Below are 26,293 nucleotides of genomic sequence, written 5' to 3' on the forward strand. Positions count from 1 at the left end.
GGTCATGCGCTGTCTCGTCGAATTTGCCGAAGCCCCATTCAACGTACTTGAGCGGAGAATCGGCCGCGCGCAGGTCCGCTAGCCGACTATGAATTGTCCGCCCAGCTACCTCCCCGTACTTCAGCTTCGCCGAACGCGGGCTCTCACACACCGCTCGGACCTTCTCGTCTTTAAACGCCAGTTTTATGGGCATCGTATGAACTATGCCGGCGGCCGATAAGCTGGCCAGCCTACGTAACGCTTACATGAGGAACGTCATCGTCTGTCTTTACGGATTGTGCAAGCTTCTACGAGACTGTGAGCCGTCGGCTCGAGAATCATGACACATGCTTCTCGCAGATTTTATCAATAATCCGGGCTAGACCGATGAAACTGGATACAACGGCCCTTGATGGTTCAGTGCTACCGTAGTGGGCCATACACTCAACGAGACACAAAACCTACGCCCCCCACCACGTGCGCCAGCGCTTCGCTCATGCGGGATTTGTTACCCGCCTATTCCCATCCGTACATAGCACGGTCGTACAGGCAAGCCAGCTTACGAAACGCCGTGGAATAGTTCGAGGTCTGGAAGCGGTCAATGTTCGCGGCAAGAAACTGCCCAATAGCAGCGTAGTCTTCGCGCTTCCAGTCAACGAACGGCAGATACTGCGCAACGATTTCCGGCGTGAACCTCTGAATCATCTCGGAGACACTCAACCCGCGGTAGTTCCGCATGTACCCCTTTGCCAAACTCTTTGCCTTGAAGTCTGCGGGCGTCAAGTCGACGTAGCGGTCCACATCGTATTCAGATAGCTGGTATTCATCTCTATCATTGATGCCTGCGGCTCGCAAAAGAAAGAAAATCGGAAGATACTTCAGGCCCTTCGATACCTGCGGCATCGCCTCAAGAAGCACACGCCGCGCCTCGTAACCCTTGTTTCTGAAAATGACGTCTTCGAACAGGTCGATTGGCTTAATGCCACGATAGCCGACATCCCCAAGGCGACGTCTCTCTTCTTCCTCTCTCTCCGCCGCCACGCCGACGCCTACAACGAACTCGATGTCTTCGCGCCCATTGACCTGGTCTACGTCGACCACAACAAGCTTGCCATGAGGCTCGGTCGATTTTACGAGTTCGTATAGCTGCTCCTTGCAGTAACGAAGCACGCGGGCAGGAATCTTTCTCTTCGTCGACTCGATAGCCTCATAGATTCCCACGAATGAACCCGCCCTAATTAAGGTGATAGGGATTTGGGTCTTCTCGAGAGCGATAACGGTTTGCGAAATCGTGTCATCCTCGCCTTCCCGAGCACGCTGCACAAAAATCAGGTTGTTGTTGAGCTGCTGAAGCTTGTCGGGTCCGATGCAGGCGCAGATTGCTCTGAGCAGTGAAATAATATTCTCGTCATTTAGTGAGTAGCCCATGAAGATAACGGGGTGCTCGACGAAAATCGTGATGAGCTTCGCCGCCAGATATGCATTGCGCTCGTTAAAATCCTCATAGTCAGCGCTCGTAAGCACCAAGCTTCGCGGCGTATTGACGCAGCCGTGAATTTTGTATATTTCACCGATGGATTGCGGATTCGAGAATAAAAGCTCGTCTTGTCCGACATACACCCTGTAGTCGGGAAAAAGTGTCTGAAGGAACGTATCCCAGTTGGTGGTGATGATGCCGTCAACGTTCAGGCGGCTTAGCGCGTCGAGCTCATCCGCGAACTCGCTCTGGCTAAGGTCTGGAACGCCGACGCCCTTTAGATAGTCGCAAATTTCGACCCGAAGCGGCCCCGTTCTCTCACCGATTTTCTTCGAGTGCTTCTCCCGGCTAACCGCGTAAGCCTCGTGAGTCCACCAAACCTCATGGAAGTCTTCGGCCATTGCGGCAGCGACGGCGGGCAGGTCACCATTTACGGACGAAAGATAGTACTCGTATGGCTTGATGTGCTTGCAGAAACGGCGGAGTAATCCTGCCCAGTCATCTAGACCGAGGTATCGGCGAGAAAGACCAGAACCTGCGAAAAGAAACGGCCCCGAACTGTGTGCGTGCAACTGCTTTGCGAGAACTTCGGAAATGGTCATGGCATCACGTCGAAAGGAGGTAAGTGGCACTTGATTCTAGCCCCTCGCTTCTGCACTTTCGACGTATTCCGCATCTCGTTTTCACCCGCGGGCCAACGCGAACGCTCGCAAACGTTTTTCGTCGAGGGCGAAGTAGTTCTAGAGTTGATGGACTTACCATCGATTGCAGGAAGGTCTAACCCCCTCTGGTGTGCGGTACGGAGCAAGGCAGTTGTGCCGAACGTCGCCGTTCTCACTCACTGAAGTACGCATCCGTCAAGTGCCAGCACGCGTAGCAGCCCCGGAGAACCATCTGGACAAACGGCCTGCGTCGGTGACACCTCGACATTGTCGCTGCGGCAGCGGCGTTTACGGGTCGTGTAAAGTGCTTCACTCACATGTCATACATTGGCAATTGACATTCGATTGAGAAGCCGTGTCCGTGCCTCGTAACCCGCCACAATGTCCGGAGCCTCTAGACGATATATTTCTCTGCCAACGCGGAGATGCTATCGAAGAACGGATTTAGAATGCTTTGCAGATGCGTCGGTTGTTCGCTCAGCCTGTATTTGGACTCAGCGAGTAACTGACCCGGTGAGAACAGCCTTGTCTGCGGAAACTTCTGATGCTTCCGATAGTCTTCAAAGAACTCATCGAATGTGCAACGGCCAATACGTATGGCTTCTAGCAGCCGGTCCAATTGGTCGATGCTTAACACGAGCGGAATTTCGGCATCCTCGGCAGCCTCGAATATGAATTGCCCGTTACCGAGCATCAAGTCGCCGTAGGTGACGATGACCTGATGGATGCGCGCATGCATGAATTCGGCATCTACACGTACATGGTGGACCACATTCTTGAGTTGACTGGCAGCCTTGACTACTGTCGCCTTGAACTTTGACTTGTAGGTCTTGGCAGAACCCGTTGCGGTCAGTGTGTGTGTCAAAGCTTTGTTCTTCGCCTCGACAAGCACAATGTAGTTATCGCCGAGGACAGCGAAGTCGTTGCATGAGCCATTGACATTGAACCGCTCAACGATTTCCTGTTCGCTCAATACGTGAGGGCAGCACCGACGAAGGGAATCACCCACGTACGACTCGAAAGCACCTTCGAAGGTCCGACGTACCGCATCGTCTGCGGACCGTCCTACTATGTCACTAAAAGCGAACTCAATGTTCCTCTGAAGGCAGGCGCGCCCCCAATAGAACCGCTCGCCACGATACGTAACAAAGGGGGAGCGATATAGAAGATTCGGTTGAAACCACTCATCTTCAACGATGCCTTCGCCCGATACCGATTCCATTCGCTCATGCGGGATGATTACGGTTCGCAGAAACGCAGCAATGGCTTCCTGTCCGAACGCCAGTGTCATCGCTCGAACGTACATCGGAGAAAAGACGTCCTCGATGCGCTCATCAGCCATACTCCAGATGAACACTGCAACGCGCAGGTATACCTCCGGCGACATTCCCAGTGCTCGTCCCAATGCGCGGTACAGCTTCGTGTCGGGACCTATGCGTCGAAGGAGGTCCACCTGGCGAGCAAATGCGCCTGTCTCTTGCGGCAGTTGATACGGCAACTGGGACAAAAGCATCGTGCGTATCGAGAGGTCTAGGGGATTACCGGAGCGCATCCATGTCACCCCTGTGTCCATCTGCTTCCATGCGAGGTTCATGCAAGCAGCCAAGTCAGACGACGACATCGGAGCCGTCAAGTACATCGAAGGCCTATCGCGTAAGGCCCATGCCCCAAGTCGCTCCGCAATCCACGGCATCCGACGTGCCCTCTGCTCGCCAGTCAGAGCATCCGTTCGCTGCATATACGCGGATAGACTCCTGAGAACGGAAACATACGAGAACTTCCGCATCTTGTTGCGGACAGGGCGAATCGCGTCAGCGTAGGACATCTCCGACCTTAAGAAGATGAGTACAACCTCTTGAGCGCTGCGAGTCGATATCTGGCAAATATCGGGAAATTGCCGCTTCGGCTCTAACGTCTCACGATGTAGAGCTCCGCCCCGGGCCAGTCGCAGCAGACACTACGCCCATCTCACGTGGAGGGTGCCAAATTCGTTACGTCGAATAGTGGAACGAGCGCATAATTCCTTGGAACGTATCACACACGCACGCCAACATCAAACTCGGCGAACGTGCAGATTCATTGCGTCTTCAACCACAGCTAAGGGACTAAACAGCAATGTCGTCGAGACGGAAACCGCTGACCAAGGTAGGCAATTGGCAATTGGGCGAGAGATTAGGGAAAGGCGGAAACGGCAGGGTAGTAAAGGCTACGAATGCTGGACAGACCGCAGCCGTCAAAATACTAACAAGAAGTTGGGACACCCAGCGCCTCGCCCGGTTCCGTGACGAAATCTCAGCGATGCAGAAATGCGAGCACCTTGGATGCATCCCAGTTATCGATTTTGATATCCCTGAGAGGCCGTCAGATGAACGTCCGGCTTGGTTCGCGATGCAGCTAGCCCAACCCATGATGGATGCATTGGGCGATAAACCAACTCTCGCGGAGGTCGTCACTAGCATTCGGGACATCGCACACCTTCTGACTGAGATTCATGCACTCGAAGTCACCCATCGTGACATCAAGCCCGATAATCTGTTCAAGTACGCTGGGAAATGGACGGTAGGCGATTTCGGTCTCGCGGATTTCGAGGGTAAGGAGTCTCTGACGCTAGAAGGTGAACGTATCGGCCCCGTCTTCTACATGGCGCCAGAGATGCTCAATGACGCGTCTGACTCGGACGGAGAGCCCGCAGATGTGTACTCGCTTGCAAAAACCCTCTGGGTCCTAATAACTGGTCAGAACTTCCCACTTCCGGGAGTTTTGTCGACAACAGTTGAAGCGCTACGCGCAAGTTCATATGTATCGGACGCTCGTGCATCGTTACTTGACGCAATTCTGGAAGCTGCAACCAAGCACGTGGCGAGCGAACGACCAACTATGGCTGCCTTTGCTCGCGAGCTTGACGCATGGTTAGCCCCTCCCGTGCTAAAGACCGACGCCGCAGAACTCGACCTGTCCGACCTTGCACCGGTCCTTGCCGTACCAAAATATCACATGGAGACGGCGCAAGCGGCGAGCAATGAGCATCAACAGCGTTTAAGCGAAACCGGCGAGCGCATCCGCGAAAAGCTCCGACCTATATTCCTTCGACTCAGTGAGGCCTTGACCAATGCAAATTTCATTGGAGTGGGCGTGCAGGTCGACAACTACTATTGGGGCGGCGAGTTGCAGGCGACCGTTCCACGCAGAGATGAAATTCGCGAGTTTGCGCGTCTGAAAATGACCATCGGTTGCGATTTCAGCGACGCGACTTCCGCAAAGATATCGGCAAATTATCAAATATCCCGAGATAATCGACCGCCCACCGATGTCTGGACTGAATCGGTCAACTTCTTGCCTGGTGGAAGTGAAGAGGACGTAGAAATCGACCGCCTCTTTTCTGCGATTCGCGTTCAATTCAAGCCGGTCGTCCAGCAAGTCATCGAGTTGGATGGGTCCATCAATCAGCGAAGCACGCTCTTCGCCGACGACAGTCCCTACGCACAGATGCTGTCGGTGCAGGACAGTCTCGGTACGACGATAGCATTTGATGGGAATCTGCGGCCACACCCTCGTGCAACGGGCAAAACTGTTCAAGTTGGCCAACGTATCGACTTCGTGGCACTGGCAATTGACCCGAAAGAGGAACCGTTGGAGTACCAGTTTAAGATGTTGCACCAGACCACCGATAGCGGCTGGACCGATTCAAACACGTGGAGTTATAAATTCACTGCAGACGACATAGGTGAGGAGCGCGACATATCTGTTCGCGTTCGGAGTAAACGCGAGCATCGTCGCTTCGGAGGCGGTGAGAAGGTGCACTCTTACGACGACCTGATACAGCTTCGCTATACCGTAATCCCTGCATCGCCGTCGGAATAGTTGAGCAAAGACCACAGGGGCGCGTTGCCGTAGCGGCGGCTGATGTAGGCCTCGTGCCCCCGTTTCAAATCCTGCCGTCAGTCTCTCAGAGTTCGATAACCTGACGCGAACGACTCCGGAGCTTACGCAGACAGTTGCTCGTTTTCGGGAAGGCGTAGCTCCACCGAGCGGCGCGGGCGGGCTTCTCAGCTTGGGAAGTTGGGACTCGTCGGCCGGCGGTGACGGCAAATGCCATGCGCTCACCCCGCAGTTGGAGATGTGGCGTTTCGAGAGCTACTTAAATCGCACCTGCATCTTGCGGCTCATCAGCCTACCACGCGGGCCAACGGCAAGGCGTCCATCGCGCAGCGCCTCATACCGGTTCGCGTAGACCGAAAGGTTGCCATGTGAGACGACGTGAACTTCCCTCGGCTCCTCGACCTCGACGCGCACGTCCGCATTCGCGCTCGCCGCGGCCCGCGCCAGAGTACGCGCCAGGAGGGTGCTCGTGGACTTCGCTGCCAAAAGCGGCGAATTGAACGTCAACGTATGCGCATGGCATATCCGGGCGATGCGCACTAGTTCGTCGACCTGCGCGCGAAGTACCGCGACATCGCGAGGGCGCACGCTCGTATCGGGCAGATGCACGCGCAACTCGCGGCCGTAGCAGGACGTCACAATCATCGACGCCTTGCCGGGGTTCAGCCGGAAGTACATGCTCTGCAGCGGCAAGAAGGTCACCAGCAGCAGTGCTGTTGCAAGGTCGCTTCTGGGGCTCAGCCACGCAAATACGCTAGTGGTCACCATGCAAGCGAGCGTGACGTAAAGGGCGTTCACTCGCGCGAAACCCATGAATGCCGCGCGCTGCACAGGGGTCGAAATCCACCAGTCCAGCATTCGGCCCACCAATTTGTGTCCGAGCGAAAGGACACATGACAGCAGACGGCCGAAATTGAAGCCAACCGTCTCGAATCCACGCGAAAAAATGTTGCTGCTCATCACCGTATTTCCTCATCAAGTTGGACTGGCACACGGTACCGCGCAGAAAGAGGCCTTTCCCGTGCGCCATAGGCCGACTATCGCCTTTCGGAAATAACGGCTGCGGCGAGAAACTCTTTAGCCGGCGAAGATGGCACGTGCTGGAGCCCATCACGCTATCTGTCACGTGGATGAGTATCGCAGTGATGCGCTTCACAGTACCGCCTCAGTGCTCGAGGCAGATTGATTAATGTCGCCGGCGCACAAACCTTTCTGCGCCGCTTCGTCCGAGCGCTCTTATCCCTGATGCGTATGGTGACTCAAGAAGCCAACTGGCGCTAACAAGGAATGGCAGGGCAGCTCAATCTAGCTGAACTCACAGTCATTGATAAATCATTTAGTTATACAAACCGTATAATTTTTATTGAGCAATACGCAAGTAGTAGTATGCTGGCGAGGGCTTTGTCCAGAGGCGCTCGGTATCGTACACTCATTCAGACAGAGCAATCGAAATACTTGAAAGTAGGAAGCGCATTTGCTAAATTGGAAAGTGGGCGCAACGCCTATTTGACCCACATCGCACTCGAAAACGTCGCGGGGCCCTATGACCGGGGTCCACCTCGCATATTTATAAGAGGGTAAATTGGCGAGGATGCGATGTGGCAAGAAATCGAGCAACGCGATGGGATTAGTCATAGACGGTTTGTAAGCGGTCCGCCTCGTCCGCGGCCGGCCACCCGTATCAGAAGCCTCTCCGACCGCCGTGGCCGCTGTCGAGCAGAATTGCCCGACCGGCGACCCTCCGTTCCGGCATATTTACTCCGCAGTAGCGTCCGTTACGAACAGGCTGTGGTACACAGGGAGTTCTGTAGTGCCAGCATCGCCAAAACTGCTGCTCTAATCTCAGCTCCCTATCGGTCTCCATCCACCGGTCAAACCGGCTCATCCTTCCGAACGAGATTTGGTTTAACCTCGCTCGTTCAATGCGCTCCCATGCTCGATGATTCAGAACGAATCATCCTAAACATTCTCGTGGGGCCGCACGATGGCGCGGCTTGAATACATTCACCATGAGTTCTTCGATGCCTCGTTGTGCGAGCACGATGAACTGTTCTGGACGAAAGAACCAAAGAGGCCGATTGACCGATTGCCGCAAATCTTCTGGGACGACGGCCGCGGCTGGGACGAAGCAAACCTGTGGGCCTTGGACCGGACTGCGTCCTGTCACGTGCATGCCGAGACGACCAACCGAACGATGAAGCACTTGAGTCGGTACGCCAACTTCCTTGAGGCGTCTGGTATCGACTGGAGACACTTTCCCATCCGCAAGGAAGAGCAGGTGCTAAGGAGATTCAGAAAGCACCTCGTTGAAGAGCGGGACGACGGCATGCTGGCCAGCAGCACGGCATCGAACTGTATGAGCACTGTCATCCAGTTCTACAGGTTCGCTGAAGCGCACAACCTTGTGCGCGCCGATGGCCCCATGTGGGTTGACCGGCTTGCCGCCATCCCTTTCTATGATGCAGCCGGCTTCAAGCGGAGCATGGTCCGCCTGACCAATGACCTCAAAATCCCGAACCGCAAGCGGGTAGGCGCTACGCTCGAAGAAGGTCTTTTGCCGCTTCGCTCAGAGCACATGAGCAGACTACTGGCATACACGGCAATGCATGAAATCGAGGAGCTGCACCTGACGCTCAGCACAGGCTTCTTCACGGGAGCACGCGTAGGCACCATCACCACCCTCACCTTGAGCAGCTTGCAAACAGCGAGGGAGGACCCGCATACGCCTGGTATATATCGGCTTCGCGTGGGGCCAGGAACTGGTGTGGCCACCAAGTTCTCGGTCGCTGGCGAGCTAATGGTTCCCAAAGCGGTGCTGGATGACCTAAAAATATATGCCTATTCGACAACGCGGCTCCTAAGAGAAGCGAAGGCGCGGGGCGACGACAAGAATCGGCTTTTTCTTACGCGCAGGGGGCGCACATATACCGTCGACACTGTGAATCGGCTGGTTCAGGAAATGAGGCAACGCGCTGTCGCGGCTGGACTACAGTTCATGCAGCGTTTTAGATTTCACCAGTCTCGCGCCACTTTCGGGACGTGGTTGATGCAAATCCTGCTTGATAGCGGAGCCAAGACCACCGACGCGATAAGGTTCGTCAGGGACGCGATGCTTCACAAGGATGAAAGAGACACCTTACGCTATATCACGTTCCTCGAGAACACCCGCGCGAAGGGGCAGTTTGCAGCAGCCTTTAATGACGCATTCACCGGCCTCCGCAACAGAAATTGGGACAACGCAGATGCGTAACCAACTGCGGTTACCGGACCTAAGCTTCCCCCATGTCAGGTTCGGAGCGAATGAGACGCCGTGGAACCTGAACATCCTGCTTTACAAGGGCGGTGCTGAAGCTAAAGCGGACAGGGTTGGAAGGTTGGTAGCCAGCGGAGCACTGGGCGACCCACAGTTCGACCGCTTGGAACTCGTATCCAGGCTGCACGAAGAAATCAGTGTGGGGCTCGGTAGTGGTGGCTCTCGAGAAACGGCATCCACACAGGTCCGCTTCGTGAGGACCTTCTTCGGATTTGCAGACCGGACGAATCGACCATTGACCCTCGAAGCTGTCGCCGACACCTACTGTGCGTGGGCAGACTCGTTGTTTCATCGAACACGCATGAACAAGCGAATCGCTGCAAACGTGCGCTATCCAGACCATCGACCTCTTTCGATGCACTCGGCCTACGCCTTTGGTGCAGCGGTGGGGACGCTCTTGGACCGTGTCCTAGAACGGCACACTCGTATCGTGGAGTTGACCCGGCTGAAATGGACGAGCCAGCGAAAAACAGCGGTCGGCGTCCAAGCAGAAAAACAAAACTTGTGCGAAACCTTTGCCTTTGGACATTTGCTGCAAGACATCTGTGATGGGCTAACGCTCCACACGGTTCTTGATACCCCTCTTCCCGTTGAAATCAAGCTGAGGAGCGGAACGACACTAACTCGCAATGGAGACAAAGCATGGCAATTGCAAATTGCGAATGAAGCAAAACTTGGGGAGCGGCACCCACTTGCTAATCTGCGGATTGAGGCTGAGTTGCTCATGTTCATCGGGCAAACGGGGATGAACCTAGCGCAAGCGCTCAATATCGAGCTACGGCACTTCTTCTATGTCAGCCACCTCGATGGCTATCAGGTAAAGGAGCATAAAGACCGCCGCAGTGGTACCGTGCTATTTGAAATATTCAAAGACTACAAGCCGCACTTTGAGCGTTATCTAGAATGGCGCAAGAAATTATTCTCGTACTCTAATCGTCTCTTTCCTTTTATCGGAATTAGAGGACGCAGGCCGGAGGGGAGATTCGACGCGCACAGACTTCGTGCCGCCTGCAAGGAAGTCGACGTCCGCTTTATCTCGCCGCGCTCATTGCGAAACACAAGGGTGAACTGGCTGCTACGCAAATCAGCCGACCCCGACCTGACAGCCGAAATGGCGCAACATACGCAGCAGACGTTGCTCAGAGTATATGAGCGACCAAGTCTTCAGCGTGCCATGGTCGAGGCTACACGGTTCTGGTCGAAATTTGACCCGCATTCGGCTAGGACGCAAGCTGTGGCACCGGGTGGTTGTACCGGCTCTCCCAAAGAGGTTGTAGCGATTCCCAAGAATGCGCCAAAGCCCAATTGCATAAGGGCTTCTGGGTGCTTATGGTGTGAGAACCACCGCGACGTGGACTCGCTTGACTACGTCTGGGCACTCACGAGCTTCGGGCATCTCAAAGTCATTGAGTTGAGTAGGACGAGCTTGTCGAAACGCGACGAAGACGCGCCGCCCTCGCAGCTTGTTATTGCCCGCATCTACGCGAAGTTGAGGTGGTTCGAGCAGTCCAACGAAGTAAGACGCAGGTGGGTTGTCGAAGCGCAGGCCCGCATTGCTGAGGGAGATTTCCATCCGAACTTCCGAAACGAAATCGCTGAACTGGAGGGTACGGCATGAGCGCGTCCGGCTATGACCTTGTGCTGAAGTTGACCAGCGCACCGATTACACCTGAAAGTGCTTGCTATCGGCCACCATACTGGCCACCGCCAAACGACTGGATTGTCAGTGAAGACGCGCAAGGTTCTCCCCTGTCACGATGGGGCGACAACTATTGGGACTTCTCCGGGTGGGCAGGTAGAAGCTTCAAACTTCGATTCGCAGGAGGACGGCACGGACGTAGCGCCCCATCGCTAAGTCCCGAGAACCAGCACATAATGAGACTATTGGCCACTTGGATAATCTGGGGCCCTCGGGGTGCCAGAAGCTGGGGGTATGTCAAGTCGTGCTTCAACCACATACGTAGGCTTGTGGTCCTCTGCGACCGCGAAGGCATTTTGGCGAGCAATCTCGTTCAATTCCCAAGAGTGCTCGAGAAGGTATCGGGGCTGTTCCCGCTCGCAGGCCAGAAGAGACATGTTCTGATTATCTTGGACCGCTTGCTCCGAGAGAAGGACCAGATTGGATTCTCGCTGCTAGATGAGGTGGGCATCAGCCGCTTGTCTCGGGCCTTTGTGGAAGATGGCGAAGACGAAGTCGTACAAACCGCCTACATCCCACCGCGCATTTGGACCTATCAAGTTCTGCGGCTGAGAAAGTGTCTCGATGATTTCCTCGAATACAGGCAGCGGGTCGAAGACTGCTTCAACTTCTGTGCGGACGCCTATGCGCACAACTTCGGCTCCCTTGAGGCCGCGCTTGCCGCAAAGGCACGTCCGGACACCTACCTCCCGTTTACTGCGCAAAAGCAGGGAGCTGGTATGCGGACCGGTCGACAGTACCATGGTCGCTTTGAGCTTACCGCTCAGAGATTCGGCATCTACGCACTCCTTCAAGAGTGGGTTCGCCCCCCGAAAAAAGAAACCATCGACATTAGGTCCTTCGGTGCGTATTTGACGTTGGTTCAGTCAGTAGGGCTCGCGTACATCATTAACTTCACGCTCCAACGGAAAGAAGAGGCTGCCGAGTCGAGGTCCGATTGCCTCCTATGGGACCCGGACCCTGTTCTCGGTCGCATCCCAGTCATTCGCGGCGAGACCACCAAAACCGACCCGGATAGCGACGCTCGGTGGCCAACCAGCCCCAGTGTCGAGGTCGCTGTAAACGCGATGACCTCGATAGCCAGGTTGCGCACGCGCTGTGCGGCCTCCCACCCTGGCGTCTACTGCAGCGACTACGACAAAGCTAATCCCTACCTGTATTGCGCCGCCTTTGAACCGTGGGCGTGCAGTCCGGGCAGGAAACTCCACTCGACGCGTAAAAATGTGCAGAACTACCAATTCTTGATACAACGGTATCCGCGACTTTTTGACCAGGAGGTAATGAGGGTTACCGAGGACGACCTGGTCACTGCTCGCATGTTCACTCCGAACCTAGATAAGAGTGGAAAGTTCAAGATTGGCGAGACTTGGCCATTGGCCTATCACCAGCTCCGCCGGACAGGTGCAATCAACATGTTTGCCAGTGGCCTTCTAAGCGACAGCTCTATCCAGGTCATCATGAAGCACCTTACGCTTCTTCAAACCCGATACTACGGGCGGAACTACAGTCGGGTTCGCTTTAACGAGGAGTGCGAGGGTGTAACTGTGGCGGCCCGATACGAGGTGCTGGCCAAGCAGATTGAAGTCCTTGTGGAGGACCGCTACGTCTCCCCGCTTGGCGAGCAGCGCAAGCAGGAGATTGTGGTCAACTTGATTGGAAACAAGGACTTCAACGCGCTTGTTAAAGCGAGCCGCAACGGTGAAGTCTCGTTCAGAGAGACCCGACTTGGAGGCTGCACAAAGAGGGGCCACTGTGACTATGGCGGCATTGAGTCGGTTGCGCGGTGCGCGGGCGGTGATGGCGACAGACCTTGCCGCGACGCGATATATGACAGGAAAAGACAACCATCAGTCGAGCTGCGGCTTGAAAGCATCGAACGACAAATTGAAGAAGCTCAGCCAGGCAGCCCGCGTCAGCGGGCCCTACAAACCGAGGCACGCAGTCTGAGGAACTATCTCGATGTCATCCGCAACTGAGACGGCAGAACAACGATTCCGCTTGGCTTTCGAACGCCTGAAGGCCGGCAGGCCGCAAGTGATGCCGCCGGGGACTCCTGTGAGCCAGAACAACGTCGCCAAGGAGGCTGGCACCGACCCCACCGCACTCAGGAAGGCGCGCTATCCGGCGCTGATTCGCGAGATTCAAGCATGGGTAGAAATCAATAGCGAAGAGAAAGCGGTGCAGCGGGAACGTCGAGACCGACGGGCGCGCGCACGCGACGACTTAGCGGCAAAGGTCAAGAGGCTGGAGGACCAGCGCGACCACGCACAGGCAAAGCTCCTTTCCGCAGAGCGCATGGTGCTCGAACTTCTGAAGGTGAACGCTCGCCTTCAGGCCCGGCTTGATGATTTGATTCCCCCGCCGACGCCGTTGCAGAAGTAACTGTCAGCTATGGACATCCGGACCCTAAAATGAGTCTGGATTCAGATGAAACCATGGACATCGAGGCGACAGAATATTTTTCAATATAAACAGTTAGTTATGGCATGTCCATGGCCCTCAAACTCTGGCGTGCGCGCTCAACGTCTGACACCTGCATCGGCACGATGCCGTGCGATACGCATGGCATCGCGCAACGCGTGCCCCGGCACGAAAGACGAATGGCCCGACCGGCAAACGCCGCTCGGGCCATTTTCATGACCGGGGCTTGCGCCCCGCCGTCACGTCATTCGATCCGATCACGTCGCCGACACGCGCCGCCCCGCTTGCGCCTGCGCATCGCGCCCACGCTTGTTCAGCCACGACGCGAGCAGCACGATCAACGCCAGCACGGCCGTCGCGCCGACTTCCATCCGGTGCTCCTCGCTGACGAGCATCACGGTCAGCGTGCCGCAGATGAACAGGATCACGGCCCACGTGAGCCACGGGAACAGCCACATCCGCAGCGTCAGGTCGGTGCCGCCCGCTTCGAGCGTCTTGCGCATCCGCAACTGCGAGATCGCGATCACGAGATACACGAGCAGCGCGATCGCGCCCGAGGTCGCCAGCAGGAAGCCGAACACCTGTTCCGGCATCAGGTAGTTCGCGATCACGGTCAGGAAACCGAACGCGGTCGACGCCAGCACAGCCGCGCGCGGCGTGCCGGTCGAATCGGTGCGATGCAGGAAGGCCGGCGCGTCCTTGCGCCGGGACAGCGAGAACAGCATCCGCGACGCGGTGTACAACGCCGAATTCAGGCAGCTTGCGACCGACACGAGCACGATCACGTCGATGATCGCCTTCGCGTTCGGCACGCCGATCAACTCCATCGCGCGCTGATACGAGCCGTGCTTCGGCAGCAACGGGTCGTTCCACGGCACGATGGCCGCGACGACGAGGATCGAGCCGAGATAGAACAGCGTGATACGCCAGATCACGGAGTTCGTCGCGCGCACGATCTGGCGTTGCGGGTTGTCCGATTCGGCGGCCGCGATCGTCACGATCTCGGTGCCGAGGAACGAGAACATCGTCGTCAGCATCGCCGCGAGCACCGCGCTCGCGCCGTGCGGCATGAAGCCGTCGTGCACGAACAGGTTCGACACGCCCGACACGGCCGGCGCGGGAACGATGCCGACGATCGCCGCGCCGCCGATGCACAGGAACACGACGATCGCGACGACCTTGATCAGCGCAAACCAGAATTCGAATTCGCCGTAATTCTTGACGGAGAAGAGGTTGGTGACGGTGAGCAGCAGCGTGATGCCGAGCGCGAAGATCCACGTCGCGATGCCCGGGAACCACGCATTGAGGATAGTCGCGGCGGCGGTCGCCTCGATCGGGATCACAAGCACCCAGAACCACCAGTACAGCCAGCCGATCGTGAAGCCGGCCCAGTGGCCGATCGCGCGATCGGCATAGGTCGAGAACGACCCGCTGTCCGGATGCGCGACGGCCATTTCGCCGAGCATGCGCATCACCAGCACGACCAGCACGCCCGCGATTGCATACGCGAGTATCGATGCCGGCCCGGCTTCCGCGATCGCATGGCCGGAGCCAACGAACAAGCCCGCGCCGATGACGCCGGCAATCGACATCATCGTCACGTGACGCTGCTTCAGGCCAGTGCCGAGGCCCGTGTTGCTTCCACTCATCTGTCTCTCTCCAAAAAACGGTTCCGGTACGACCGGTGTCGCGTGAAGGCGGCGCGGGGTGTTGTCGTTGTCGAATCCGGCTGCGGCCCCGCATGCAATCGCACACGGGCACGAGGCCGGACCGGGCCGTTCCGGTCGGGTCGTCCGCGCAGTCTGCGAAGCTGCGGGTGCGATGCGGCGCGCTGGGCGCCGGCGCATCGCGTACGCCCGTTCCGTCGGCTGTCGTCAGCCGCCTTCGAAGCGAAGGAGTGTAAGCATCAAACGGTTCGTCACTAAGAACCAATTGAAGAATTTCGATGGAACCACTCGTTGCATCGATACGAACCGATGCAACGCTTGATCCGGTTCGGCGGCGGCTCGTGCGCCGGGCGCGCCGTTCAGTTCCCGTCGCGGGCGGCTTCGTCCCGCCACTTCGCCGGCACGCGTGCGTGCCATTCTCGCAGAAGCAGGTTTTTCACGGCGTCGGGATGCGCGGCCGACAGGCGCACCAGCACGATCGGCCAGCCGACATAGTGATCGGTCACGTAATACACGTCGGGCGCCGATTCGATCAGCCATGCGCGCTCGTCGGGGCCGACGCCCTTCACGACGAGCGTGTCGCCGTCCTCGCGCAGCCGCGCGAGCACTTTGCCCTTCACCTTGAGCGCGGGCGTGCCGTACGACGTGCCTTCCTCGACGCCGCGCCACGCCAATGCGATCTGCCGGACTTCGTCGAATGTCACGATGCCTCCCCGACCCTGCGTCGATGGTTGACGGTCCGGCCACCTTACCGGAAATCGCGCGACGCGCCCAGCAGGTGGCGTTATCCGCCGGCCGCGCGCGCGGCGTCCGGCGCACGCCCGGTGGTCGCGACGATCGCGAACGCGATCGCATTCGCGGCGGCGCTCGCGAGGATCGGCACGAGATAGCCACCGCCGGCATCGTAGATGAAGCCGGCGGCGGCCGGCCCGATCAGCGTGCCGAACGCGACGCTCGTGTACAGGATGCCGATGATCGCGCTCACGTTGCGGCCGCCGAAATAGTCCATCACGACCGCCGGCAGCACGGCGACCCAGCCGCCGTAGAACACGCCGAACACGAGCGCGAACGCAGCCAGCGTCGCGACGGTGCCGGCGCCCGCCCACGCGACCAACGCGACGGCCATGCCGGCGAACATCGCGAGCAGCGACGCGCGGCGGCCGAAGCGGTCGGCAAGACCGCCGAGGAAGAAGCGGCCGGCCGTGCTGCCCACGCCGATCGCGCCGAGCAGCAGCACGGCCGTCGACGGCGCGACACCGTGATCGAGCGCATACGGCACGAGGTGAACGAACGGGACGAACACACCGAACGAGCAGACGAGGCAGGCCGCATAGAGACTCGCGAACGGCCGCGACGTGACGGCTTCGCGCACCGTCGCGCCGGCACGCACGTTCGCGCCGTTCGCGCCGGTCGATGCAGCAGCGGCATTCCGGCTGCCATCGCCGGCGACATCGCCGTCCGGCAGCCATCCGCGCCTGTGCGGGTCGTTCTCGATCAGCAGCGACATGCCGGCTCCCAGCACGATCGCGATCGCGGCCAGCGTGAAATACGCACCGCGCCAGCCGACCTGCGCGATCAGCGCGGACGCGAGCGGCGGCATCGCCAGCGTGCCGACGCCGATCCCCGCGACCGCGAGCCCCGATGCGAACCCGCGCCGGCGCACGAACCAGCGCTGCACCGCGCCGACGGCCGGCACGTACGCGCAACCGACGCCGAGCCCGACACCGAGCCCGTACGCGACATAGACCTGCAGCAACGTATGCGCGGCACCGGCGGCCGCGAGCCCCGCGCCGGTCAGCAGCATCCCGGCGACGGCGAGCCGCCGCGAGCCGAAACGATCGGCCAGCGGCCCGCTGACGATGCCGAAGCCGAAGTACAGGAAGCCGGCGAGCGAGAACACGAGCGAGATCTGGCCGCGCGACGCGGCGAAATCCCGCTGCAGCGACTCGACGAACGCGCTGAACGTATACGCGCTGCCGAACCCGACGAACGTGACGGCGAACGCGGCCGCCACCACGTACCAGCCGTAGAAAAGGCGCGATGTGCCGGGGCGCTTCATGACGATGCTCCTTTCGGGTTCCACCGGCTGCCGGGCGGCGTCCGGATTGCCCCGTGGATATAGTTGAACTATGTTGATCGCATCGGCCGCCCGCAGGCAGCCGCGAAACGTGCGATCCGATGTGTCAACGGTACTCGCGCGTACGCGTCGCCTCAAACCATATTTCGTCGGCCTTTCGCTTTAGAAAAACTAAATGAATCGTTCCCGCCTGCCGCCGCTCAACGCCTTGCGCGCCTTCGAAGCCGCCGCCCGCCACCTGTCGGTGAAGTCGGCTGCCGAGGAGCTGTCGGTCACGCCCGGCGCAGTGAGCCAGATGATCCGCACGCTCGAGACCCATCTTGGCGTGCAGCTGTTCGAGCGCGTGAATCGCGGCATCCTGCTGACGGCCGCCGGCCGCGACTACCTGCCGCCCGTGCGCAACGCGTTCCGGCAGATCGCCGATGCGTCGCAGCGCGTGTCGAGCGCCGCCGACAGCGGCGTGCTGACGGTGAGCGTCACGCCGTTCTTCGCGTCCGCGTGGCTCGTCCCGCGCCTCGCGCAGTTCCGGCAGGCTATCCCCGACGTCGACCTGCAGGTCGTCACGAGCCATGCGCTCGCGGATTTCTCGCGCGACGGCGTCGACGTCGCGATCCGCCACGGCCTCGGGCGCTACGTCGGGCTGTGCAGCGAACGGCTGCTGACGGTCGAAATCGTCGCGCTCGCGTCGCCCGACCTCGTCGCGCGGCTCGGCATGCCGGCGACGCCGGCCGAGCTCGTCGGCTGGCCGCAACTGCACGACGCCGAACGCAAGGGCTGGCACATCTGGTTCGGCGCGCAGCGGATCGACGATTTCGGCCCGCCGCGCGGCCCCGCGTTCGACGACTCGGGCCTGCTGCTGCAGGCGATCGTCGCCGGCCAGGGCGCCGGGCTGCTGCCGGCCGCGATGGTGCGCGGCGAGCTGGCGAGCGGCCGGCTCGTGCAGCTTGCCGACGCCGCATGGCTCGACGATTTCGCGTACTACCTCGTCTATCCGCCGCATCACGCGGAACGGCCGAAGGTTGCCGCGTTCCGCCGGTGGATTCTCGACGCCGCGCAGGCCGACGGCGCGGCGTCGATGTCCGGCGCGGCGTAGCGTCGCGCGGCGCCACGGCGTCGATCCGCTAACATGCGGCGCGGGCCACCGGCCCGGCATCGACGACAACGACGACAACGAACAGAACGAGAGAGACCATGCGTGCCCTGCTCCATCGCGCGACCCATGTCGCGGCCCTGTCCGCCGCGCTCTTCGTCGCGGGCGCCGCGTTGCCCGCTTCCGCGCACGCGTATCGCGCGCCGCCCGGCTACGGCAACGAAGCCGATCTCGACCGTCACGACACGTATCGCAACCGCGACGGCGAAACCGTGCATGCGCCCGCGCATTCGAAATCGGGCCGTGTGCCGAACGGCGCGAGCGCGCGTTGCCGCGACGGCACGTACAGCTTCAGCCGCCACCGGCGCGGCACGTGCTCGGGGCACGGGGGCGTCGCCGCATGGCTGTGAGCGCGGATCGGCCGAATGGCCTGCACCGCGCCAGCGGCAGCCGGCGGCGAAGTACAATACGCGCTCGCACCGCCGCGCCCCGCGCGGCACGCTCCGTACCGAATCCCCCGACGCCGCCACGCCCGCGCGCTGCGCGGCCGTCTCAACCACTTCTGACTTTCACACCGAAATGGCCCAATACGTTTTCACGATGAACCGGGTCGGCAAGATCGTGCCGCCCAAGCGCCAGATCCTGAAGGACATCTCGCTGTCGTTCTTTCCCGGCGCGAAGATCGGCGTGCTCGGCCTGAACGGCTCGGGCAAGTCGACGCTGATCCGCATCATGGCGGGCATCGACAAGGACATCGAAGGCGAAGCGACGCCGATGCCGAACCTGAACATCGGCTACCTGCCGCAGGAACCGCAGCTCGATCCGACGAAGACCGTGCGCGAAGCCGTCGAGGAAGGCCTCGGCGACCTGTTCCAGGCGAACAAGAAACTGGAAGAAATCTACGCTGCGTATGCCGAGCCGGACGCCGACTTCGACGCGCTCGCAGCCGAGCAGGCGAAATACGAGGCGATCCTCGCGTCGAGCGACGGCGGCAGCCCCGAGCAGCAGCTCGAAGTGGCCGCCGACGCGCTGCGCCTGCCGGCGTGGGATGCGAAGATCGAGCACCTGTCGGGCGGCGAAAAGCGCCGCGTCGCACTCTGCAAGCTGCTGCTCGAAAAACCCGACATGCTGCTGCTCGACGAGCCGACCAACCACCTCGACGCCGAATCGGTCGACTGGCTCGAGCAGTTCCTGGTGCGCTTCCCGGGCACCGTCGTCGCCGTCACGCACGATCGCTACTTCCTCGACAACGCGGCCGAGTGGATTCTCGAACTCGACCGCGGTCACGGCATTCCGTGGAAGGGCAACTACAGCAGCTGGCTCGACCAGAAGGAAGAGCGCCTGAAGCAGGAAGAGGCGTCGGAATCCGCGCGCCAGAAGGCGATCAAGAAGGAACTGGAGTGGGTGCGCCAGAACCCGAAGGGCCGTCAGGCGAAGTCGAAGGCGCGTATCGCGCGCTTCGAGGAGCTGAGCAGCCAGGAATACCAGAAGCGCAACGAAACGCAGGAAATCTTCATTCCGGCCGGCGAGCGCCTCGGCAATGAAGTGATCGAGTTCAAGAACGTCAGCAAGTCGTTCGGCGATCGCCTGCTGATCGACAACCTGAGCTTCAAGATCCCGGCCGGCGCGATCGTCGGCATCATCGGCCCGAACGGCGCCGGCAAGTCGACGCTGTTCAAGATGCTGACCGGCAAGGAACAGCCGGATTCGGGCGAAGTGGTGATGGGCCCGACGGTGAAGCTCGCGTACGTCGACCAGAGCCGCGACGCGCTCGACGGTTCGAAGACGGTGTTCGAGGAAATCTCGGGCGGCGCCGACGTGCTGACGGTCGGCAAGTACGAAACGCCGTCGCGCGCGTACATCGGCCGCTTCAACTTCAAGGGCGGCGACCAGCAGAAGATCGTCGGCAACCTGTCCGGCGGCGAACGCGGCCGCCTGCACCTCGCGAAGACGCTGATCTCGGGCGGCAACGTGCTGCTGCTGGACGAACCGTCGAACGACCTCGACGTCGAAACGCTGCGTGCGCTGGAAGACGCGCTGCTCGAATTCGCGGGCTCGGTGATGGTGATCTCGCACGATCGCTGGTTCCTCGACCGGATCGCGACGCACATCCTCGCGTTCGAAGGCGATTCGCAGGTCACGTTCTTCGACGGCAACTACCAGGAGTACGAAGCCGACAAGCGTGCGCGCCTCGGCGAGGAAGCCGCGAAGCCGAAGCGCCTGCGCTACAAGCCGATCAGCCGCTGATCGGCGCGGCCCGGGCGCCCGGCGCCGCGATCGCGCGGCGCCGGATGCCGAAAGCGGCCGTATCCGGAACGGCACGACGAAAAAGCGAGCCCTTGGCTCGCTTTTTTTCCCCCGACGTTCGCCCCGCCGCTTACGCGAGCGCGCCCAGCTCGCGCAGCCGCGCCTCGGTCGTCGCCGCGCTCGTATGATGAATGCCGTGCCAGCCGAGCGCCGTCGCAGCCGCGGCGTTCTTCGCGTTGTCGTCGATGAACACGAGCTCGTGCGGCGCGATGCCTGGCAGGTGCGGATCGATCCGCGCATGCATCTCGCGGTAGATCGCCGGATCGGGTTTCACGAGCTTCACGCGGCCCGACACGACGATGTCCTTGAACCGGCGCAGCACCGGGAAGTTGTCCCATGCATACGGAAACGTCTGCGCGGACCAGTTCGTCAGCCCGAACAGCGGCATCCCTTGCGCGTCCAGCCGGTCGACGAGGGCCGCGCCCTCTTCGAGCACGCCGCCGATCATCTCGTGCCAGCGCGCGTAGAACGCGCGGATCAGCGCTTCGTGCTCCGGAAACTTCGCGACGAGTTCGGCCGTGCCTTCCTCGATCGTCTGCCCGCCGTCCTGGCGGACCACCCAGTCCATCGCGCACACGTGCGTGAGGAACCAGCGGCGCTCGGCATCGTCGGGAATCAGTTCGCGGTAAAGGTACTCGGGGCTCCAGTCGATCAGCACGCCGCCGAAATCGAACACCACTGCCTTGATCGTCATGCGAACTCCGTGGCGAGCACGTCTGCGAGCGGACGCGGCGTCACCGCGTTACCCGACAGCGAATTATTGTTCCAGATGAAGTGATGATGCGCGACGATCTGCGCCGCCGACAGGTGAGCGCGCTCGTTCGTCGTGTGCAGATCGGACACGACCGTCGTCCGGTAGCCGAGCAGCGCGGCACGGCGCGCGGCCGAATCGACGCAGAACTCGGTCGCATAGCCGCAGATCAGCACCGAACGGATGCCATGGCGATCAAGCTGCACCGCGAGCGGCGTGTCGTGGAACGCGTCGCTCGCCTGCTTGCGCACACGCCAGTCGTCGAGACCTACGATGAGCCCCGCATGCAGCTCCCAGCCCGGCGTGCCGGGCACGATGTCGTCGCCCGCGTCGCCGTCGTGCTGCACGAAGCACACCGGCGCGTTCGCCGCGCGCGCCGCCGCCGTCAGCCGGTTGATGCCCGACACCACGTCGTCGAGCCGGTACGCGGGCTGCGCCCGCTCCACCAGCCCGCGCTGCATGTCGACCACGATCACCGCAGTGTCCGCCATGACTTCCCCTCGCTGTGATTGTTCCGCCGTCGTGCGGTCGCTATCCGGCCGCCCTCCAGCCATTACCGCGCGTTGCGTCAGATCGGCTGCGTGCGCGCATCGAGCCACGCCTTCGCGTCGCCGCTCAGGTGCCGGCCGACGCGCTCGCGCACCGTCGCGTGATACGTGTTCAGCCACGCGCGCTCTTCGTCGTGCAGCATCTCGATGAGCACGCAGCGCGTGTCGATCGGGCACAGCGTCAACGTCTCGAACGCGAGGAAATCGCCGAATTCCGTCTGCCCGGCCGCACGGTTCACGACCAGGTTCTCGATCCGGACGCCCCACTGGCCCGGACGGTACACGCCCGGCTCGATCGACGTGATCATCCCCTCTTCCATCGCCGTGTACGGCTCGGCCGGCGCATAGTGCGAGATCACCTGCGGCCCTTCGTGCACGTTCAGGAAGTACCCGACGCCATGCCCGGTGCCGTGGCCGTAGTCGAGCCCGGCCGCCCACATCGGCGCACGCGCGATCGCGTCGAGCATCGGCGAGCGGATGCCGCGCGGGAAGCGGGCGCGCGACAGCGCCATCATCGATTTCAGCACGATCGTGAAATCGCGCCGCTGCAGGTCGCTGACGGTGCCGACCGGCACGACGCGCGTGATGTCGGTCGTGCCCGTCATGTACTGGCCGCCCGAATCGATCAGCAGCAGCCCGTCGCCGGCGATCGTCGCGTGCGACTCGCGCGTCGCGTGGTAGTGCGGCATCGCGCCGTTCGCGTTGAAGCCGGCGATCGTCGCGAAGCTCGCCGACACGTAGCCGGGGCGGCGCGCGCGCGCGGCCGTGAGTTTTTCCTCGATCGTCAGCTCGGTGATCGTCTCGCGATTGACGGCCTGTTCGAACCACGCGAAGAATTCCGCGAGCGCGGCGCCGTCGTGCTCCATCGTCACGCGCACGTGCTCGATCTCGGCGGACGTCTTGCGCGACTTCGCGAACGTCGACGGATTCACGGCCTCGATGAGCTTCACGCCGGCCGGCACGGCCTCGAGCGTGCCGAACGTCACGCGGCGCGGGTCGATCAGCAGCGTCGCGCCGTCGGGCAGCGCCGCGAGCGACGCACGCGCGGCGTCATAGGCGCGGACGTCGACGCCATCCTGCGCGAGCGACGCGGCCAGCGCCGGCGGCACCTTGCCGTCGGCGACGAACAGCGTCGCGCGATCGGTGCCGATCATTGCGTGCGCAACGAACACCGGATTGAAGTTGACGTCGGCGCCGCGCAGGTTGAACAGCCACGCGAGATCGTCGAGCGTCGACACGAAGTGCCATTGCGCGCCCTGCGCGTGCATCGCGCGGCGCACGTCGGCGAGCTTGCTCGCGCGCGTCGTGTCGGCCTGCGGCGCGACGTGCTCGAATACCGCGTCCCCGGGCAGCCCCGGCCGCTCCGGCCAGATCGCATCGAGCAGGTCGACGTCGGTACGCAGCGCGATGCCGCGCGCGCTCAGCGCGGCCGTCAACCCGCGCGCGGCCGCGACGCCGAGCACGGCGCCGTCGACCCCGACCGTCGCGCCGGCCGCCACGTTCCGCGCGAGCCAGTCGACGTGCGGTGCGCTCTGCTGCCCGCCCGTCATCTTCATCAACTGCACGCCCGTGCCCGCCAGTTCGGCATCGGCCTGCACCCAGTAGCGGCTGTCGACCCACAGCCCCGCGAAATCCGCGGTCACGACCAGCGTGCCGACCGAGCCCGTGAAGCCGGACAGCCAGCGGCGCGCCTGCCAGCGCTCGGGCAGGTATTCGGACAAGTGGGGATCGGCGGACGGCACGAGATAGGCGGCCAGATTCTCGCGCGCCATGGCGTCGCGCAGCAGCGCGAGACGGGCCGGCACCGGCGAGACTTCGGGGAGACGGGCATTCATGATTTCACCTGAGAGCATTCAGCGACGGGCCGACAGCGCGACCGTCACGGCTACGGCAAGGAACGCGACGCCGGTGCAGACCGGCCATTCGAGCGTCTCGCCATCGTAAAACAGTCCCGAGAGATTGCCGACCATGCGGGCGGCGGCCGCGCCCACGATGCCGACGAGCACCGCGATCCACCACGCCGGCCGGCCCGTGCGCCGCAGCGGATGCAGCCAGCGGCCGAACAGCCCGACGGCCGCTCCCAGGACAAGGATTCCAAACCAGTTCATTCAACGCCTTCTATAAATTCAGATTCGTCCCATAGGCGTGAACGCTGCCAGCGGCTAGCATCGATTCATCCATCGAACCCGAGACCAGCCGGGCGCCGCGAACATTCGAGTGTAGGGGCCGACTCGACGTTATGGCAAGCGCACACCGGCTGCCGTATTGAAGAAATCCTCATGCGAATCGCTCTGATCGATCCGGAATCGCGTCATACCGCACTCCTGAACCGCCTGCTCTTCGCGGGCGGCCACGTGTGCCATGCGTTTTCGTCCAGCACCGCATTCTTCGAGTGGCTCGCTGCCGACAACACCTGCGACATGCTGGTCACCGGCCACTGGGCCGGCGACCAGCCGGCGCAGGAAGTCATCCCGCGCGCGCAGGCGGTCCTGCCCGGATTGCCGGCCATCGCGGTGATGCAGTCGGCGCGCGAAAGCGAAATCGTGTCGTGCCTGCACGCCGGCGCCGACGATTGCCTCGTGCGCCCGGTGAGCGGGCCCGAGCTGCTCGCGCGCGTCAACGCACTGAGCCGGCGCGCCGGCGTACGGCGGGCGCCCACCCGCTCGCGCGAAATGTATGGCGAATACGCGTTCGACGCCACGCATTGTCTCGTGCGTTTCGGCGACGCAATCGTTTCACTCACGCCGAAAGAGTTCCGTTTCGCACAATTGCTGTTCACGAACCTGTCGCGACCCGTGTCGCGCGCGCACATCCTGGAAACGGTATGGGCACGCCGCCGCGACATGAAGTCGCGCACGCTCGACACGCACGCGTCCCGGCTGCGCAGCAAATTGCAGTTGCTTCCGGAGCGCGGCTACCAGCTGTTGCCGCTCTACGGCTTCGGCTATCAGCTCGACCGCGTACCGATCGAGCCCCCAAATTCCCGGCCGCGCCACGCCGATGCCCGGTATGCGGCGAGTGAGGAAATCGCCGAAACGCTATAATATGGGGCTAAACGATAGCCCTCGATATGCAACTCCTCACGATCGGAATCAATCACCACACTGCGCCTGTCGCCCTGCGCGAACGCGTGGCGTTTCCGCTCGAGCAAATCAAACCGGCTCTCGTTACGTTCAAGAACGTGTTTCTCGGCCCGCAGGCGCCCAATACGCCCGAAGCGGCGATCCTCTCCACCTGCAACCGCACCGAACTGTATTGCGCGACCGACGATCGCGCGGCCCGCGAAGGCGCGATCCGCTGGTTGTCGGAATACCACCGGATTCCGGTCGACGAGCTCGCGCCGCACGTCTATGCGCTGCCGCAGTCGGAAGCGGTCCGGCACGCGTTCCGCGTCGCCTCCGGCCTCGATTCGATGGTGCTCGGTGAAACCCAGATCCTGGGCCAGATGAAGGATGCCGTTCGCACCGCGACGGAAGCCGGCGCGCTCGGCACCTATCTGAACCAGTTGTTCCAGCGCACGTTCGCGGTCGCGAAGGAAGTGCGCGGTACGACCGAAATCGGCACGCAGTCGGTGTCGATGGCCGCCGCCGCGGTTCGCCTCGCGCAGCGGATCTTCGAAAAGGTGTCGGATCAGCGCGTGTTGTTCATCGGCGCCGGCGAAATGATCGAGCTGTGCGCGACGCACTTCGCCGCGCAAGGCCCGCGCGAACTCGTCGTCGCGAACCGTACGGCCGAACGCGGCCAGCGGCTCGCCGAACGCTTCAACGGCCGCGCGATGCCGCTGGCCGATCTGCCCACCCGCATGCACGAATTCGACATCATCGTGTCGTGCACCGCATCGACGCTGCCGATCATCGGCCTCGGCGCGGTCGAGCGCGCGGTGAAGGCGCGCCGCCACCGTCCGATCTTCATGGTCGACCTCGCGGTGCCGCGCGACATCGAGCCCGAAGTCGGCAAGCTGAAGGACGTGTTCCTCTACACCGTCGACGATCTCGGCGCGATCGTGCGCGAAGGCAATGCATCGCGCCAGGCCGCGGTCGCCCAGGCCGAAGCGATCATCGAGACGCGCGTGCAGAATTTCATGCAATGGCTCGACACGCGCAGCGTCGTGCCGGTGATCCGTCACATGCATACGCAGGCCGATGCGCTGCGCCGGGCCGAAGTCGAGAAGGCGCAGAAGCTGCTCGCGCGCGGCGACGATCCGGCGGCCGTGCTCGAAGCGCTTTCGCAGGCGCTGACCAACAAGCTGATCCACGGCCCGACGAGCGCGCTCAACCGCGTCAACGGCGCCGATCGCGATTCGCTGATCGACCTGATGCGCGGCTTCTACCAGCACGCGCCACGCTCGAACGACCCGTCCGGCCACTAGCGCCGCTCGCCCTGCCGCCGGCCGGTCGTCGTTCTGCCGCCGGTCTATCCTTTC

Annotated in this window: 20 protein-coding genes; 10 read left to right on the forward strand and 10 right to left on the reverse strand. The window is 61.4% G+C overall.

The features are described 5' to 3' along the window. Positions 1-495 precede the first annotated feature (495 nt). Positions 496-2,058 carry an SIR2 family protein gene (locus WS61_RS05915; RefSeq protein WP_059499675.1) on the reverse strand — a complete coding sequence of 521 codons (1,563 nt, stop codon included), beginning with the start codon at positions 2,056-2,058 and terminating at the stop codon, positions 496-498. A gap of 454 nt (positions 2,059-2,512) precedes the next feature. After that, positions 2,513-3,712 (reverse strand): hypothetical protein, encoded by a 1,200-nt coding sequence (locus WS61_RS05920; protein WP_157692682.1) that lies wholly within the window; start codon positions 3,710-3,712, stop codon positions 2,513-2,515. A gap of 521 nt (positions 3,713-4,233) precedes the next feature. Here WS61_RS05920 and WS61_RS05925 point away from each other — a divergent pair. After that, a complete protein-coding gene (locus WS61_RS05925; RefSeq protein ID WP_095211614.1) occupies positions 4,234-5,979 on the forward strand; it encodes a protein kinase in 1,746 nt (581 codons plus the stop codon). Between the two features lie 273 nt (positions 5,980-6,252). Here WS61_RS05925 and WS61_RS05930 read toward each other — a convergent pair whose 3' ends face one another. After that, positions 6,253-6,957: a hypothetical protein gene (locus WS61_RS05930; RefSeq protein ID WP_157692683.1), complete on the reverse strand. Its 705-nt coding sequence runs from the start codon at positions 6,955-6,957 to the stop codon at positions 6,253-6,255. A gap of 1,024 nt (positions 6,958-7,981) precedes the next feature. On the opposite strand from WS61_RS05930, the gene WS61_RS05935 reads away from it, so the two are divergent. The 4 genes from WS61_RS05935 to WS61_RS05950 all read left to right on the forward strand — a co-directional run bounded on the left by WS61_RS05935 (position 7,982) and on the right by WS61_RS05950 (position 13,391). Continuing rightward, positions 7,982-9,247, forward strand: a complete 1,266-nt coding sequence (locus WS61_RS05935) for a site-specific integrase (RefSeq protein WP_059499679.1) — start codon at positions 7,982-7,984, stop codon at positions 9,245-9,247. Further along, positions 9,240-10,928, forward strand: a complete 1,689-nt coding sequence (locus WS61_RS34720; RefSeq protein ID WP_059499680.1) for a site-specific integrase — start codon at positions 9,240-9,242, stop codon at positions 10,926-10,928. Before WS61_RS05935 ends, WS61_RS34720 begins: the two co-directional genes overlap by 8 nt. Positions 10,929-11,335: 407 nt before the next feature. After that, positions 11,336-12,985, forward strand: a complete 1,650-nt coding sequence (locus tag WS61_RS05945; RefSeq protein WP_157692684.1) for a hypothetical protein — start codon at positions 11,336-11,338, stop codon at positions 12,983-12,985. Continuing rightward, positions 12,969-13,391, forward strand: coding sequence for a hypothetical protein (locus WS61_RS05950; RefSeq protein ID WP_038771198.1), 423 nt, complete (start codon positions 12,969-12,971; stop codon positions 13,389-13,391). The genes WS61_RS05945 and WS61_RS05950 overlap by 17 nt, the downstream gene beginning before the upstream one ends. A 296-nt stretch (positions 13,392-13,687) precedes the next feature. Here the strand turns inward: WS61_RS05950 and gabP are convergent, their stop codons facing one another. The 3 genes from gabP to WS61_RS05965 form a co-directional block, all read right to left on the reverse strand. Next, the gene (gene gabP, locus WS61_RS05955) at positions 13,688-15,079 is read right to left on the reverse strand and encodes a GABA permease (protein ID WP_059499681.1); all 1,392 of its coding nucleotides are present in this window, start codon (positions 15,077-15,079) and stop codon (positions 13,688-13,690) included. A 377-nt stretch (positions 15,080-15,456) separates the two neighbouring features. Continuing rightward, positions 15,457-15,801 carry an MmcQ/YjbR family DNA-binding protein gene (locus WS61_RS05960; RefSeq protein ID WP_059499682.1) on the reverse strand — a complete coding sequence of 115 codons (345 nt, stop codon included), beginning with the start codon at positions 15,799-15,801 and terminating at the stop codon, positions 15,457-15,459. Positions 15,802-15,881: 80 nt separating this feature from the next. Then, complete coding sequence (locus tag WS61_RS05965) at positions 15,882-17,156, reverse strand: MFS transporter (protein ID WP_059499683.1); 1,275 nt, start codon at positions 17,154-17,156, stop codon at positions 15,882-15,884. A gap of 193 nt (positions 17,157-17,349) precedes the next feature. On the opposite strand from WS61_RS05965, the gene gcvA reads away from it, so the two are divergent. The 3 genes from gcvA (at position 17,350) to ettA (ending at position 20,511) form a co-directional block, all read left to right on the forward strand. After that, complete coding sequence (gene gcvA / locus WS61_RS05970) at positions 17,350-18,267, forward strand: transcriptional regulator GcvA (protein WP_059499684.1); 918 nt, start codon at positions 17,350-17,352, stop codon at positions 18,265-18,267. Between the two features lie 98 nt (positions 18,268-18,365). Next, on the forward strand, positions 18,366-18,674 hold the full coding sequence (locus WS61_RS05975) for a DUF3761 domain-containing protein (RefSeq protein WP_059499685.1): 309 nt from the start codon (positions 18,366-18,368) through the stop codon (positions 18,672-18,674). 169 nt (positions 18,675-18,843) lie between these two features. Beyond that, a complete protein-coding gene (gene ettA, locus WS61_RS05980; protein WP_059499686.1) occupies positions 18,844-20,511 on the forward strand; it encodes an energy-dependent translational throttle protein EttA in 1,668 nt (555 codons plus the stop codon). Between the two features lie 130 nt (positions 20,512-20,641). On the opposite strand, the gene WS61_RS05985 is transcribed toward ettA, so the two are convergent. The 4 genes from WS61_RS05985 to WS61_RS06000 form a co-directional block, all read right to left on the reverse strand. After that, a complete protein-coding gene (locus WS61_RS05985; protein WP_059499687.1) occupies positions 20,642-21,265 on the reverse strand; it encodes an HAD family hydrolase in 624 nt (207 codons plus the stop codon). Then, positions 21,262-21,813 (reverse strand): cysteine hydrolase family protein, encoded by a 552-nt coding sequence (locus WS61_RS05990; protein ID WP_059499688.1) that lies wholly within the window; start codon positions 21,811-21,813, stop codon positions 21,262-21,264. The genes WS61_RS05985 and WS61_RS05990 overlap by 4 nt, the downstream gene beginning before the upstream one ends. A gap of 77 nt (positions 21,814-21,890) precedes the next feature. Further along, positions 21,891-23,705, reverse strand: coding sequence for an aminopeptidase P family protein (locus WS61_RS05995; RefSeq protein WP_059499689.1), 1,815 nt, complete (start codon positions 23,703-23,705; stop codon positions 21,891-21,893). Positions 23,706-23,723: 18 nt separating this feature from the next. Beyond that, complete coding sequence (locus tag WS61_RS06000; RefSeq protein WP_034209823.1) at positions 23,724-23,978, reverse strand: hypothetical protein; 255 nt, start codon at positions 23,976-23,978, stop codon at positions 23,724-23,726. A gap of 171 nt (positions 23,979-24,149) precedes the next feature. Here WS61_RS06000 and WS61_RS06005 point away from each other — a divergent pair, with 171 nt between their 5' ends. Then, the gene (locus WS61_RS06005; RefSeq protein ID WP_059499690.1) at positions 24,150-24,914 is read left to right on the forward strand and encodes a response regulator transcription factor; all 765 of its coding nucleotides are present in this window, start codon (positions 24,150-24,152) and stop codon (positions 24,912-24,914) included. A gap of 26 nt (positions 24,915-24,940) precedes the next feature. Beyond that, complete coding sequence (gene hemA, locus WS61_RS06010) at positions 24,941-26,239, forward strand: glutamyl-tRNA reductase (protein WP_034209821.1); 1,299 nt, start codon at positions 24,941-24,943, stop codon at positions 26,237-26,239. The last annotated feature ends 54 nt before the right edge of the window (positions 26,240-26,293 follow it).

Origin of the sequence: Burkholderia sp. ABCPW 11, from assembly GCF_001523445.1 — a bacterium.
In the GTDB taxonomy this organism is placed as follows: Bacteria; Pseudomonadota; Gammaproteobacteria; order Burkholderiales; family Burkholderiaceae; genus Burkholderia.

Excerpts from the sequence above, each read along its gene's own strand:
- WS61_RS05950 (WP_038771198.1), top strand. The coding sequence starts at position 12,969 with ATGTCATCCGCAACTGAGACGGCAGAACAACGATTCCGCTTGGCTTTC.
- ettA (WP_059499686.1), top strand. The coding sequence starts at position 18,844 with ATGGCCCAATACGTTTTCACGATGAACCGGGTCGGCAAGATCGTGCCG.
- WS61_RS05930 (WP_157692683.1), bottom strand. The coding sequence starts at position 6,957 with ATGAGCAGCAACATTTTTTCGCGTGGATTCGAGACGGTTGGCTTCAAT.
- WS61_RS05925 (WP_095211614.1), top strand. The coding sequence starts at position 4,234 with ATGTCGTCGAGACGGAAACCGCTGACCAAGGTAGGCAATTGGCAATTG.
- gcvA (WP_059499684.1), top strand. The coding sequence starts at position 17,350 with ATGAATCGTTCCCGCCTGCCGCCGCTCAACGCCTTGCGCGCCTTCGAA.
- WS61_RS05995 (WP_059499689.1), bottom strand. The coding sequence starts at position 23,705 with ATGAATGCCCGTCTCCCCGAAGTCTCGCCGGTGCCGGCCCGTCTCGCG.
- hemA (WP_034209821.1), top strand. The coding sequence starts at position 24,941 with ATGCAACTCCTCACGATCGGAATCAATCACCACACTGCGCCTGTCGCC.
- WS61_RS05915 (WP_059499675.1), bottom strand. The coding sequence starts at position 2,058 with ATGACCATTTCCGAAGTTCTCGCAAAGCAGTTGCACGCACACAGTTCG.
- WS61_RS05990 (WP_059499688.1), bottom strand. The coding sequence starts at position 21,813 with ATGGCGGACACTGCGGTGATCGTGGTCGACATGCAGCGCGGGCTGGTG.
- WS61_RS05965 (WP_059499683.1), bottom strand. The coding sequence starts at position 17,156 with ATGAAGCGCCCCGGCACATCGCGCCTTTTCTACGGCTGGTACGTGGTG.
- WS61_RS05985 (WP_059499687.1), bottom strand. The coding sequence starts at position 21,265 with ATGACGATCAAGGCAGTGGTGTTCGATTTCGGCGGCGTGCTGATCGAC.
- WS61_RS34720 (WP_059499680.1), top strand. The coding sequence starts at position 9,240 with ATGCGTAACCAACTGCGGTTACCGGACCTAAGCTTCCCCCATGTCAGG.
- WS61_RS05935 (WP_059499679.1), top strand. The coding sequence starts at position 7,982 with ATGGCGCGGCTTGAATACATTCACCATGAGTTCTTCGATGCCTCGTTG.
- WS61_RS06000 (WP_034209823.1), bottom strand. The coding sequence starts at position 23,978 with ATGAACTGGTTTGGAATCCTTGTCCTGGGAGCGGCCGTCGGGCTGTTC.
- WS61_RS05975 (WP_059499685.1), top strand. The coding sequence starts at position 18,366 with ATGCGTGCCCTGCTCCATCGCGCGACCCATGTCGCGGCCCTGTCCGCC.
- WS61_RS06005 (WP_059499690.1), top strand. The coding sequence starts at position 24,150 with ATGCGAATCGCTCTGATCGATCCGGAATCGCGTCATACCGCACTCCTG.
- gabP (WP_059499681.1), bottom strand. The coding sequence starts at position 15,079 with ATGAGTGGAAGCAACACGGGCCTCGGCACTGGCCTGAAGCAGCGTCAC.
- WS61_RS05920 (WP_157692682.1), bottom strand. The coding sequence starts at position 3,712 with ATGAACCTCGCATGGAAGCAGATGGACACAGGGGTGACATGGATGCGC.